Annotated in this window: 9 protein-coding genes and 2 pseudogenes; 7 read left to right on the plus strand and 4 right to left on the minus strand. The window is 67.1% G+C overall.

Translation table 11 applies throughout. The features are described 5' to 3' along the window. Positions 1-822: pseudogene (locus tag FFS27_RS17820) on the minus strand (GGDEF domain-containing protein); the annotation flags it as partial. A 243-nt stretch (positions 823-1,065) separates the two neighbouring features. Continuing rightward, the gene (gene nfxB, locus FFS27_RS17825; protein WP_003094842.1) at positions 1,066-1,629 is read right to left on the minus strand and encodes an efflux pump transcriptional repressor NfxB; all 564 of its coding nucleotides are present in this window, start codon (positions 1,627-1,629) and stop codon (positions 1,066-1,068) included. A 160-nt stretch (positions 1,630-1,789) separates the two neighbouring features. Here nfxB and mexC point away from each other — a divergent pair, with 160 nt between their 5' ends. From mexC to oprJ, 3 genes are read left to right on the plus strand one after another with little or no spacing between them, the layout of a single operon-like run. After that, the gene (gene mexC / locus FFS27_RS17830) at positions 1,790-2,953 is read left to right on the plus strand and encodes a multidrug efflux RND transporter periplasmic adaptor subunit MexC (RefSeq protein WP_023657821.1); all 1,164 of its coding nucleotides are present in this window, start codon (positions 1,790-1,792) and stop codon (positions 2,951-2,953) included. Positions 2,954-2,980: 27 nt separating this feature from the next. After that, complete coding sequence (mexD, locus tag FFS27_RS17835) at positions 2,981-6,109, plus strand: multidrug efflux RND transporter permease subunit MexD (RefSeq protein ID WP_137952121.1); 3,129 nt, start codon at positions 2,981-2,983, stop codon at positions 6,107-6,109. Between the two features lie 5 nt (positions 6,110-6,114). Beyond that, entirely contained in the window at positions 6,115-7,554 is a 1,440-nt protein-coding gene (oprJ, locus tag FFS27_RS17840) for a multidrug efflux transporter outer membrane subunit OprJ (RefSeq protein ID WP_003112802.1), read from the plus strand. Between the two features lie 50 nt (positions 7,555-7,604). Here the strand turns inward: oprJ and escR are convergent, their stop codons facing one another. Continuing rightward, a complete protein-coding gene (gene escR, locus FFS27_RS17845; RefSeq protein ID WP_021264102.1) occupies positions 7,605-8,123 on the minus strand; it encodes a TetR/AcrR family transcriptional regulator EscR in 519 nt (172 codons plus the stop codon). 196 nt (positions 8,124-8,319) lie between these two features. After that, positions 8,320-8,505, minus strand: coding sequence for a hypothetical protein (locus FFS27_RS17850; protein ID WP_169311245.1), 186 nt, complete (start codon positions 8,503-8,505; stop codon positions 8,320-8,322). A 110-nt stretch (positions 8,506-8,615) separates the two neighbouring features. Here FFS27_RS17850 and ettA point away from each other — a divergent pair, with 110 nt between their 5' ends. The 4 genes and pseudogenes from ettA to FFS27_RS17870 form a co-directional block, all read left to right on the plus strand. Then, entirely contained in the window at positions 8,616-10,280 is a 1,665-nt protein-coding gene (gene ettA / locus FFS27_RS17855; protein WP_021264104.1) for an energy-dependent translational throttle protein EttA, read from the plus strand. A 506-nt stretch (positions 10,281-10,786) separates the two neighbouring features. After that, positions 10,787-11,473, plus strand: a complete 687-nt coding sequence (locus tag FFS27_RS17860; protein WP_003116280.1) for an ABC transporter ATP-binding protein — start codon at positions 10,787-10,789, stop codon at positions 11,471-11,473. Continuing rightward, the gene (locus tag FFS27_RS17865) at positions 11,470-12,663 is read left to right on the plus strand and encodes an ABC transporter permease (protein WP_003116279.1); all 1,194 of its coding nucleotides are present in this window, start codon (positions 11,470-11,472) and stop codon (positions 12,661-12,663) included. The genes FFS27_RS17860 and FFS27_RS17865 overlap by 4 nt, the downstream gene beginning before the upstream one ends. Continuing rightward, positions 12,656-12,986, plus strand: a pseudogene (locus tag FFS27_RS17870) (TolC family protein); the annotation flags it as partial. The gene FFS27_RS17865 and the pseudogene FFS27_RS17870, both read left to right, overlap by 8 nt.

A 12,986-nucleotide genomic window follows, 5' to 3' on the forward strand; every position in this document is an offset into this window, starting at 1 on the left:
GTGCAGGCGCAGCAGCATGTACACGGTGACGCCGACCAGCAGGAGGAAGATCGCCAGCTCGCCGCCGATTCCCGGCAGCAGGCCGAGCCGCACTCGCGTGCTGTCGTAGAGCCCGCGAAGCTGCCAGTCGCTGTTGCGCAGCGGTTCCACGCCGAGGGTCTGCATGTCGTCGAGCAGCGCCGTGCTCCCTGGGGTATGCCAGAGCACCCGCCCGGCGTATTGGTCTTCCAGGCGCCAGAGCAGGTTGCCGGTGGGGAGGTCGGGACTCCACTGGGCGAGGCTGTCGCTGGCCAGGTGCAACAGCCAGAAGCCACTGTCGCGGCGGCTGCCGGGTTCGCGCAGGGTCAGGTAGAGGGATTCGCCGTCGCGCGGGTCGAGGCAATAGTGGTAGAGGCCGGAGCCGGCGTGCTGGCGCAACTGCTCGGGCAGCGTCGTTTCCGGCGACGGGCTGCCCGTCTGCGGGGCGCTGTCCACCCATTGCAACTGGCGCACCTGTGGCAGCGCATCGCTGATGCGTGGCAACAGCCTGTTCTGGATCTCGCCACGCTCGCTGGGGGGCACGCCCGGGAGCAGGGCGAGGGCGGTGCGCGCCTTGAGTTCGAGGGTCAGGGACAGGCGGTCGTTGAGACGATCGAGCTGGGCCGCGGCTCGCTCGTGTTCGAAGCCTTCCTGCTGGCGCAGCTCCTGGCTCATCTGCCAGAGCAGCAGGCCGAGCATCAACAGGACCAGCAACAGCAGGCCAGCCTTGGCTGCCGGTCGGTCGGGTACGGTCAGTGGGTCGCCGGCGGGAGGCGGCGACGGGGTTAGCGAGGGGGTCGACACTGACCGGAATTCCTGGGGGAGGTGTGATTCGGTAGACAGTTAGGATGCCCGGAAGCAAGGCCAAGTGCCAGTATCGCCGACGAGCGTCACGGTCCTTTCCGGCTGTCGAGGCACTTTGTCGCAGGACCGGTGACGACTGATCTTCCCGAGTGTCGAGCAGGCCTCCGGGCGGCCGAAGTCGACGGCACGCGGATCGGTCCGTGCCATGCGGCGACGAGAGGGGCGCCGCCGCGGGCGCAAGGGTCAGGAGCGCGCCGGATTGGAAGCGCCGTGGAGGAACATCTGCTCCAGGGTATGCGCGGAATTGGAGCTGGCCGCCCGACCGCGGCGTTCCGCATCGACCATGCCGTAGACCAGGGTGATGAACAGTTCGGTGAACACGGCTGCCGTGATGTCGATGCGAAACACGCCTTTCTGCTGTCCGCGCAGGAAGAAGGCGTCCAGCGCTTCCAGGTAGGACTGCCAGCGTGCGCCTTCGCCGTGCGGGTCGAGGAAGTCCGGGCGGTACTGGAATACCAGGAATACCAGCAGCTCGCGGTGGGTGAGGTGTTCCTTGATCAGGCGCTGCAACGCCTCCAGAGGCTCGGCATGCTCCAGGTCGCAGGCCTGGATGATCTGGTTCAGCACGGTCTCTCCGTGGTCCTCGAGCATCTGCACCAGGTTGTCCCGCGTGCCGCAGAAGCGGTGCAGGGTGGCCTTGCTTACGCCGGCCGCCTCGGCCAGTTCCTTCAGCGTCGCTCGCGGGCGGTCGACGATAGCGACTGCCAGTGCCTTGATGAGTCGCTCGTCATGGGAAATCAGGGTCATCGATGGGTCCCGGTTGGTTTTTCCGATTGTGCGCATTGTGCAGAAAACTGGCCTCGCGTCCAAAGGAATTAGATGACAAAAGATCATTTGAGACAATATTGACTCAATTAGCTCGAAAAAGTACCATTCGATCCGTTTTCAATCAACGGTCGGGTGGGTCATGGCTGATTTGCGTGCAATAGGAAGGATCGGGGCGTTGGCTATGGCCATCGCGTTGGCGGGTTGTGGGCCGGCGGAAGAGCGACAGGAGGTCGCCGAAATGGTGTTGCCGGTGGAGGTCCTGACGGTGCAGGCCGAGCCCCTGGCGCTGAGTTCGGAACTGCCTGGGCGGATCGAACCGGTGCGGGTCGCCGAGGTGCGCGCGCGGGTGGCCGGCATCGTCGTGCAGAAGCGCTTCGAGGAGGGCGCCGACGTCAAGGCTGGCGACCTGCTGTTCCAGATCGATCCGGCACCGCTGAAGGCTGCGGTGTCGCGCGCCGAGGGCGAGCTGGCGCGGAACCGCGCGGTGCTGTTCGAGGCGCAGGCGCGGGTGCGTCGCTACGAGCCGCTGGTGAAGATCCAGGCGGTCAGCCAGCAGGACTTCGATACCGCCACCGCCGACCTGCGCAGCGCCGAGGCGGCGACCCGCTCGGCCCAGGCCGACCTGGAGACCGCGCGCCTGAACCTCGGCTACGCCTCGGTCACTGCGCCGATCTCCGGGCGCATCGGCCGCGCGCTGGTGACCGAGGGCGCGCTGGTCGGGCAGGGCGAGGCGACGCTGATGGCGCGTATCCAGCAGCTCGATCCGATCTATGCGGATTTCACCCAGACCGCGGCCGAGGCCCTGCGCCTGCGCGACGCCCTGAAGAAAGGCACCTTGGCCGCCGGCGACAGCCAGGCGCTGACCCTGCGCGTCGAAGGGACGCCCTACGAGCGCCAGGGCGCGTTGCAGTTCGCCGACGTGGCGGTGGATCGCGGCACCGGCCAGATCGCCCTGCGCGGCAAGTTCGCCAACCCCGACGGGGTCCTGCTGCCGGGCATGTACGTGCGCGTACGTACGCCCCAGGGCATCGACAACCAGGCGATCCTGGTGCCGCAACGGGCCGTGCGCCGCTCCAGCGACGGCAGCGCCCAGGTGATGGTGGTGGGCGCCGACGAGCGCGCCGAGGCGCGCAGCGTCGGTACCGGCGTCATGCAGGGTTCGCGCTGGCAGATCACCGAGGGCCTGGAGCCGGGTGACCGGGTCATAGTCGGCGGCCTGGCTGCGGTGCAGCCGGGGGTGAAGATCGTGCCGAAGCCGGATGGTGCCCAGGCGCAAGCCCAGTCATCTGCGCCGCAACAGTAAGGGCGGGTTCGCCCCGAGGATTTTCCGATGTCCGAATTCTTCATCAAGCGGCCGAACTTCGCCTGGGTGGTGGCCCTGTTCATCTCCCTGGCCGGCCTGCTGGTCATTTCCAAATTGCCGGTAGCGCAGTACCCCAATGTCGCGCCGCCACAGATCACCATCACCGCCACCTATCCCGGCGCCTCGGCGAAGGTGCTGGTGGACTCCGTCACCAGTGTGCTCGAGGAGTCGCTGAACGGCGCCAAGGGCCTGCTCTACTTCGAGTCGACCAACAACTCCAACGGCACCGCCGAGATCGTCGTCACCTTCGAGCCGGGCACCGATCCGGACCTGGCCCAGGTGGACGTGCAGAACCGCCTGAAGAAAGCCGAGGCGCGCATGCCGCAGGCGGTGCTGACCCAGGGCCTGCAGGTCGAGCAGACCAGCGCCGGTTTCCTGCTGATCTATGCGCTCAGCTACAAGGAAGGCGCTCAGCGCAGCGACACCACCGCCCTCGGCGACTACGCCGCGCGCAATATCAACAACGAGCTGCGGCGCCTGCCGGGCGTCGGCAAGCTGCAATTCTTCTCTTCCGAGGCGGCCATGCGGGTCTGGATCGATCCGCAGAAGCTGGTGGGCTTCGGCCTCTCCATCGACGACGTGAGCAATGCCATCCGCGGGCAGAACGTGCAGGTGCCGGCCGGCGCCTTCGGCAGCGCACCGGGCAGTTCCGCGCAGGAGCTGACGGCGACCCTGGCGGTGAAGGGCACCCTGGACGATCCGCAGGAGTTCGGCCAGGTAGTGCTGCGCGCCAACGAGGACGGCTCGCTGGTCCGGCTCGCCGATGTCGCGCGCCTGGAACTCGGCAAGGAGAGCTACAACATTTCCTCGCGACTGAATGGCACGCCCACCGTGGGCGGGGCTATCCAGCTGTCGCCCGGGGCCAACGCGATCCAGACCGCTACCTTGGTGAAACAGCGTCTCGCCGAACTGTCGGCGTTCTTCCCCGAGGACATGCAGTACAGCGTGCCCTACGACACCTCGCGCTTCGTCGACGTGGCCATCGAGAAGGTGATCCACACCCTGATCGAAGCGATGGTCCTGGTGTTCCTGGTGATGTTCCTGTTCCTGCAGAACGTCCGCTACACCCTGATCCCGTCCATCGTGGTGCCGGTGTGCCTGCTGGGTACGCTGATGGTGATGTACCTGCTGGGGTTCTCGGTGAACATGATGACCATGTTCGGCATGGTCCTGGCGATCGGCATCCTGGTGGACGACGCCATCGTGGTGGTGGAGAACGTCGAGCGGATCATGGCGGAGGAGGGGATTTCCCCGGCCGAGGCCACGGTCAAGGCGATGAAGCAGGTATCCGGCGCCATCGTCGGCATCACCCTGGTGCTCTCGGCGGTGTTCCTGCCGCTGGCTTTCATGGCCGGTTCGGTGGGGGTGATCTACCAGCAGTTCTCGGTGTCGCTGGCGGTCTCGATCCTGTTCTCCGGCTTCCTCGCCCTGACCTTCACCCCGGCGCTGTGCGCCACGCTGCTCAAGCCCATTCCCGAAGGGCACCACGAGAAGCGCGGCTTCTTCGGCGCCTTCAACCGTGGCTTCGCCCGCGTCACCGAGCGCTATTCGCTGCTCAACTCGAAGCTGGTGGCGCGCGCCGGACGCTTCATGCTGGTGTACGCCGGCCTGGTGGCCATGCTCGGCTACTTCTACCTGCGCCTGCCGGAAGCCTTCGTGCCGGCGGAAGACCTCGGCTACATGGTGGTCGACGTGCAACTGCCGCCTGGCGCTTCGCGCGTGCGCACCGATGCCACCGGCGAGGAGCTCGAGCGCTTCCTCAAGTCCCGCGAGGCGGTGGCTTCGGTGTTCCTGATCTCGGGCTTCAGCTTCTCCGGCCAGGGCGACAATGCCGCGCTGGCCTTCCCGACCTTCAAGGACTGGTCCGAGCGAGGCGCCGAGCAGTCGGCCGCCGCCGAGATCGCCGTGCTGAACGAGCATTTCGCGCTGCCCGACGATGGCACGGTCATGGCCGTGTCGCCGCCACCGATCAACGGTCTGGGTAACTCCGGCGGCTTCGCATTGCGCCTGATGGACCGTAGCGGGGTCGGCCGCGAAGCGCTGCTGCAGGCTCGCGATACTCTTCTTGGTGAGATCCAGACCAACCCGAAATTCCTTTACGCGATGATGGAAGGACTGGCCGAAGCGCCGCAACTGCGCCTGTTGATCGACCGGGAGAAGGCCCGCGCCCTGGGGGTGAGCTTCGAGACCATCAGCGGCACGCTGTCCGCTGCCTTCGGCTCGGAGGTGATCAACGACTTCACCAATGCGGGGCGCCAACAGCGGGTGGTGATCCAGGCCGAACAGGGCAACCGGATGACCCCGGAAAGCGTGCTCGAGCTATACGTGCCTAACGCTGCTGGCAACCTGGTACCGCTCAGCGCCTTCGTCAGCGTGAAATGGGAAGAGGGACCGGTGCAATTGGTGCGCTATAACGGCTACCCGTCGATCCGCATCGTCGGTGACGCCGCGCCCGGCTTCAGTACCGGCGAAGCCATGGCGGAAATGGAGCGCCTGGCCGCGCAGCTGCCGGCCGGCATCGGCTACGAGTGGACCGGCCTGTCCTATCAGGAGAAGGTCTCCGCCGGGCAGGCCACCAGCCTGTTCGCCCTCGCTATCCTGGTGTTCCTGTTGCTGGTGGCGCTCTACGAGAGCTGGTCGATCCCGCTGTCGGTGATGCTGATCGTGCCGATCGGCGCCATCGGCGCGGTGCTCGCGGTGATGGTCAGCGGTATGTCCAACGACGTGTATTTCAAGGTCGGCCTGATCACCATCATCGGTCTTTCGGCGAAGAACGCGATTCTCATCGTCGAGTTCGCCAAGGAACTCTGGGAGCAGGGGCATAGCCTGCGCGACGCCGCCATCGAGGCCGCGCGCCTGCGCTTCCGGCCGATCATCATGACTTCCATGGCGTTCATCCTCGGCGTGATACCCCTGGCCCTGGCCAGCGGTGCCGGCGCGGCGAGCCAGCGTGCCATCGGCACCGGAGTGATCGGCGGGATGCTCAGCGCCACCTTCCTCGGCGTGCTGTTCGTACCTATCTGTTTCGTCTGGCTGCTGTCGCTGCTGCGCAGCAAGCCGGCACCCATCGAACAGGCCGCTTCGGCCGGGGAGTGAACGAGATGCGCAAACCTGCTTTCGGCGTATCGGCGCTGCTGATCGCCCTGACCCTCGGCGCCTGCTCCATGGCGCCGACCTACGAACGTCCCGCCGCGCCGGTGGCCGACAGCTGGAGCGGCGCCGCCGCCCAGCGCCAGGGCGCGGCGATCGACACGCTGGATTGGAAGAGTTTCATCGTCGATGCCGAACTACGCCGCCTGGTGGACATGGCCCTGGATAACAACCGCTCGCTGCGCCAGACCCTCCTGGATATCGAGGCGGCCCGCGCGCAGTACCGAATCCAGCGCGCCGACCGGGTTCCGGGCCTGAATGCCGCTGCCACCGGCAACCGCCAGCGGCAGCCGGCCGACCTGTCCGCCGGCAATCGCTCGGAAGTGGCCAGCAGCTACCAGGTCGGGCTGGCCCTGCCGGAGTACGAACTGGACCTCTTCGGTCGGGTCAAGAGCCTGACCGACGCAGCCCTGCAACAGTACCTGGCCAGCGAGGAGGCAGCGCGCGCGGCACGGATCGCCCTGGTCGCCGAGGTCAGCCAGGCCTACCTGAGCTACGACGGCGCCCTGCGGCGCCTGGCGCTGACCCGTCAGACCCTGGTCAGCCGCGAGTATTCCTTCGCCCTGATCGACCAGCGCCGCGCGGCCGGCGCCGCCACCGCGCTGGACTACCAGGAAGCCCTTGGCCTGGTGGAGCAGGCGCGCGCCGAGCAGGAGCGCAACCTGCGGCAGAAACAGCAGGCATTCAACGCGCTGGTGTTGCTGCTGGGCAGCGACGATGCCGCGCAGGCGATTCCGCGGAGTCCGGGGCAGCGGCCGAAGCTGCTGCAGGACATCGCTCCCGGCACGCCGTCCGAGCTGATCGAGCGACGCCCGGACATCCTTGCCGCCGAACATCGTTTGCGGGCGCGCAACGCGGATATCGGCGCGGCGCGCGCGGCGTTCTTCCCACGCATCAGCCTGACCGGCAGCTTCGGCACCTCCAGCGCGGAAATGTCCGGCCTGTTCGATGGCGGCTCGCGCTCCTGGAGCTTCCTGCCGACGCTGACGCTGCCGATCTTCGATGGCGGGCGCAACCGTGCCAACCTGAGCCTGGCCGAGGCGCGCAAGGATTCGGCGGTGGCTGCCTACGAGGGGACCATCCAGACCGCTTTCCGCGAGGTCGCCGACGCCCTGGCGGCCAGCGATACCCTGCGTCGCGAAGAGAAGGCCCTGCGCGCCCTGGCGAACAGCAGCAACGAAGCCCTGAAGCTGGCCAAGGCACGCTACGAGAGTGGCGTCGACAACCACCTGCGCTACCTCGATGCGCAGCGCAGCAGCTTCCTCAACGAGATCGCCTTCATCGACGGCAGCACCCAGCGGCAGATCGCCCTGGTCGACCTGTTCCGCGCGCTCGGCGGAGGCTGGGACGAGGGACGGAGCCTGGTGGTACATCGAGGCGGCAGGAGTTGAGCGGGTAAACGTGTGGGAAACGGTGCTAGCGGGTGGCAACTGCCGCCCGCTCAAGGGCTGGCAGGTTGTGCGGGGTTCGACGCGCCACGCAGGAACAGCTCCTCCAGCGTGGCGGACAACCCGGCGCTGGCCGCGCGACCGCGGCGCTCGGCATCGACCATGCCGTAGATCAGGACGATGAAGAGTTCGCTGAAGGTCGCCGCGCTGATATCGATACGGAACACACGCTTCTGCTGGCCGCGCAGGAAGAAGGCGTCCAGGGCTTCGACATAGGACTGCCAACTGGCGTCCCCATGCCCGGCCTGGCGTCCCGGGTTCTGCTCGAACATCAGCAGCGCCAGCAGGTCGCGCTGGGCGAGGTGTTCCCGGATCAGCTCGCGTAGCGCTTCCCGCGCCTCCAGGCGCTGCAGGGCGGCGCTGTGGGTGAGGCGTTCGAGGGTACTCCTGGCATGGCTTTCCAGGCGCTGCTTGAGACCTTCGCGGGTACCGCAATGACGGTTCAGGGTTGCCCTGCTCACTCCTGCCAGTTCCGCCAGTTCTCCCATGGTGGCGCGCGGATGATTGACCATCGCGGTGGCCAGGGCCTTGAGCAGACGCTGGTCCTGAGACGACGGGGTTGGCGCTGGGTCGAGACTGTCCCTGTGCGGGGAGTCGGGTAGCTGGGCGGATCTGGGAGCGAGTGTCATTTTTGAGGTTTTTTTTGTTCTTTTGAGACTGATTTGGATCAATTGTAGCAGGCTGGATCTCCCCACGCCTTGCTTCGCGTCAGGTCTTGAGAGGCAGCACCATGGCCGCGAGCAGTGTCAGGCCCACCCAGACCTCGCACGGGGCGATGGTCGCCGCCTCGCTCAGGCAGAACGCCTTTGACAGGACGAGGGTAGCGGAGACAGTAAGGGCGGCCAGTACGCTGCTCAGCGTCACCGTAGCGGCCTGGAATCGGACGGCGAACATTCGCCGGCAAAGCGCCTCGCCCCACGAAAACCGGGGTGGCTGGCCAGCTTTCTCTCGGTCTGTCATATACTTGGCCGAGTTTTTTTCCTTTTCTTCATGAGGTGCTCGTTTTGGCTCAGTACGTCTACACCATGCATCGGGTCGGCAAGATCGTTCCGCCCAAGCGTGAAATCCTCAAGGACATCTCCCTGTCGTTCTTCCCCGGCGCCAAGATCGGCGTGCTCGGCCTGAACGGCGCGGGCAAGTCCACCCTGCTGCGGATCATGGCCGGCGTCGACACCGAGATCGAAGGCGAGGCCCGGCCGATGCCGGGGATCAACGTCGGCTACCTGCCGCAGGAGCCCAAGCTGGACCCGCAGGCCACCGTGCGCGACATCGTCGAAGAGGCCGTCGGCCAGATCAAGCAGGCCCAGGCGCGGCTGGACGAGGTCTATGCCGCCTATGCCGAGCCGGATGCCGACTTCGACGCCCTGGCCGCCGAGCAGGCCAAGCTGGAGGCGATCCTCCAGGCATCCGACGGACACAACCTGGAACGCCAACTGGAAGTCGCCGCCGACGCCCTGCGCCTGCCGCCGTGGGATGCCAAGGTCGAGCACCTGTCCGGCGGCGAAAAGCGCCGCGTAGCGCTGTGCCGCCTGCTGCTGTCGGCTCCCGACATGCTGCTGCTGGACGAACCGACCAACCACCTGGACGCCGACTCGGTGGCCTGGCTGGAGCATTTCCTGCACGACTTCCCCGGCACCGTGGTGGCGATCACCCACGACCGCTACTTCCTCGACAACGTCGCCGGCTGGATCCTCGAACTCGACCGTGGCCATGGCATCCCGTTCGAAGGCAACTACTCCGGCTGGCTGGAATCCAAGGCCGCCCGCCTGGCCCAGGAAGCCAAGCAGGAAGCCTCCCACGCCAAGGCCATGAAGGCCGAGCTGGAGTGGGTGCGCCAGGGCGCCAAGGGCCGCCAGGCCAAGTCCAAGGCGCGCCTGCAGCGCTTCGAGGAACTGCAGTCGCAGGAATTCCAGAAGCGCAGCGAGACCAACGAGATCTACATCCCGGCCGGTCCGCGCCTGGGCGACAAGGTCATCGAACTGCACAACGTGACCAAGGGCTACGGCGACCGCGTGCTGATCGACAACCTGTCCCTGAGCATTCCCAAGGGCGCTATCGTCGGTGTGATCGGCGGCAACGGCGCGGGCAAGTCGACCCTGTTCCGCATGCTCACCGGCAAGGAGCAGCCGGACTCCGGCACCATCGAGATCGGCGAGACCGTGCAGATCGCCAGCGTCGACCAGAGCCGTGACAGCCTGGAAGGCAACAAGACCGTGTGGGAGCAGGTTTCCGACGGTTTCGAGCAGATCAAGATCGGCAACTACGAAGTCCCCTCGCGCAGCTATGTCGGTCGCTTCAACTTCAAGGGCGCCGACCAGCAGAAGTTCGTCAAGGACCTCTCCGGCGGTGAGCGTGGCCGTCTGCACCTGGCCCTGACCCTGAAGCAGGGCGGCAACGTGCTGCTGCTCGACGAACCGTCCAACGACCTCGACGTGGAAACCTTGCGCGCGCTGGAAGAAGCGCTGCTGGACTTCCCCGGCGCTGCCATCGTGATCTCCCACGACCGCTGGTTCCTCGACCGGATCGCCACCCACATCCTCTCCTACGAGGACGATGGCAAGGTGACCTTCTTCGAAGGCAACTACACCGAGTTCGAGGCGGACCGCAAGAAGCGCCTGGGCGACGCCGCGGCCCAGCCGCACCGCGTGCGCTACAAGAAACTGGCGTAAGCGCGCCCTCGAGAAACCGCCCGCCGGCGTTGCCGGCCGGCGGTTTTTTCATGCCTGGAATTCAACGAGCCATGCGCTGGGGAACATGGGAACTGCGCAGGGACACCTCCATCGGCGGTACCCGGGGGAGGCTCCCACGCAGCATGCCTGAGCCTTCACCTAACTAAAGATGGGGGTGCATCGACGGCCGCGATGGTGTCAGCTCTGCTAGTGGTCTGCGCAGCCGATCCGTGCGCTCAATACCGCCTGCCCGGAGAGGCCGCGCCATATGGCGAAGCCCGGCGGAATCGAGTACCGGCATTGGCCGGGCGGACCAGCCGCTACCTTCGCTCGGCGCTGGCGCCTCGGGGTAGCGTTGCCGGTGGTGGCGGCTTGTGCGCTGTCTCCATCATCAGCAGTATGGCCGTTCGGCCTGTATCGCCGGCCTTGCGGCGGTACGACCGGGCGGGCCTTGAAGGGATGCGAGCGGTCGGGTGCGAATGCCAACAACAAACAAGCACGAACCATTGATCTCCCTGCGGGGGATCGGCAAGGGCTACCTCCTGGGGGGGCAGCCGCTGCAGATACTGAAAGACGTCTGCCTGGACATCTTTCCCGGAGAAAGCTGCGCGATCGTCGGCGCGTCGGGCTCGGGCAAGAGCACCCTGCTGAATATCCTCGGCCTGCTCGACCGCCCGGACAGCGGTGCCTACCGCTTCGCCGAGCACGACATCTTCAGCGTCGACGGGGACCGACTGGCGGCGATCCGCAACCGCCTGATCGGCTTCGTCTTCCAGAGCTTCAACCTGTTGCCGCGGCTGAACGCGCTGGACAACGTCGCGCTGCCCCTGAGCTATCGAGGGATGCCGCGCCGCGAGGCACTGGAGCGGGCCGAGGCGATGCTCGCCCGGGTCGGCCTGGCCGAGCGCGCCGGCCATCGTCCGGCGGACCTCTCCGGCGGCCAGCGGCAGCGCGTCGCCATCGCTCGCGCGCTGGTCGGCGAGCCGGCGCTGATCCTCGCCGACGAACCAACCGGCAACCTCGACGCGAGCACCGCGAAAGAAGTGCTGGAGCTGCTTCTCACGCTCAACCGCGAGCGCCAGGTGACCCTGGTGGTGGTCACCCACGATCCCGGCCTGGCCGCCCGTCTCGGGCGCCAACTGACAGTGCGGCATGGCGAGGTGCACGAGGACCTGGCGGAGGCCTGCCGGTGAGCGCCAGCCCGTCGCCCCGGCAATTGCTTCACGAGGCCCTCGCCAGTCTTCGCGGGCTGGGGCGCCGCTCGCTGCTGGCGTTGCTGGGTATCGTCATGGGCTGTTCATCGGTGATCGCGATGCTGAACATCGGCAGCAACGCGACCGACGAAGCGATGAGCATCTTCAAGGACATGGGCACCGACACCCTGGTGGTGCAGTTCCCGTTCGCCCCGCAGGCGCCGATGCCGATGCCGGCGTCGCTCGACACCGAACCGCTGCTCCGCGACGTGGCCGGTCTGGAGCACCTGGCGGCGCTTGGCCTGTACTCGGCCCCGGTGACCTTTCACGGACGCACCAGCAACGCCAGTATCGTCGGCGCCAGCGCCGGGCTCGCAGCCGCCGCCAGGCTACGGCTGCGCGAAGGACGTTTCCTCTCGCACTTCGACGATCACGACACCTACGTGGTGGTGGGCGCGACAATCGCCGAGGCCCTGGGGGCGCCCGGCGATCCGCTGCGCCTCGGCGAGCAACTGACGGTCAACGACTATCTGTTTCGCGTGATCGGCATTCTCCAGCCGCAGGCCAGCGCCGCTCTCTTGCCGTTCGCCGCCAACGACTCGCTGTTCGTGCCGGCGCCGGGCATGCCGCGCCTGCAGCCGGCCGCCGAGGTCAGCCATGTGGTGGCGCGGGTCTCGCCGGGAGCGGACGTCTATAGCGTCGGCGCGGCCCTGGGCGCGGCCCTGACGGCGCGGTTGCCCGGCCACGAGGCGCAGGTCCAGGTCTCGCAGCAGGTGCTCGATGGACTCAAGCGGCAGACCCGGACCTTCACTTACCTGCTGGCCGGACTGGGGATCATCTCCCTGCTCGGCGGCGGCGTCGGAGTGATGAACGTGATGCTGATGAGTGTCGCCGAACGCCGCCGGGAAATCGGCGTGCGCATGGCGCTGGGCGCGCGCCAGCGGGACATCCGCAACCTGTTCCTGATCGAGGCGGTGACCCTGACCGCCGCGGGCGCGCTGTCGGGCGCGGTGCTCGGCGTGGCGGCTGCGTATCTCTACGCCAGGTTCTCCGGCTGGACCTTCTCTCTGGCCTACGCGGCCCTGCCGCTGGGGATGGGCAGTACCCTGCTGGTGGGGCTGTTCTTCGGGCTCTATCCGGCGGTCTCGGCGGCTCGCCTGCAACCGGTCGAGGCGCTGCGCGATGAATAGGTGGGGCCTGGGCGTGCTGTGGCTGGTCGCCGCTCTTCCGGTGGCGGCCAGCGTCAACCCGGCTCTGAGTCCGGACGTACCGAGCATGGCCCGCGAGCAGGGCAGGTCGGTACTGCTCAGCGAGCAGGTGATCGACCTCAGCCTGAGCGACGCGGTCTATCTTGGCCTGCGCAACAACCGTGGAATCCGTAGCGCCTACCTGCAACGGATCGCGCAGAAGTTCGACCTGCGGGTCGCCGCCGACGCCTTCAACCCGAAGCTGGTGGTGCGCGGCGACTATCGCGCCAACCGCGCCACCGAAGACCGCACGAGGACCAGCAATG

Source organism: Pseudomonas sp. 2VD (genome assembly GCF_005503585.1).
GTDB lineage: Bacteria > Pseudomonadota > Gammaproteobacteria > Pseudomonadales > Pseudomonadaceae > Pseudomonas > Pseudomonas aeruginosa.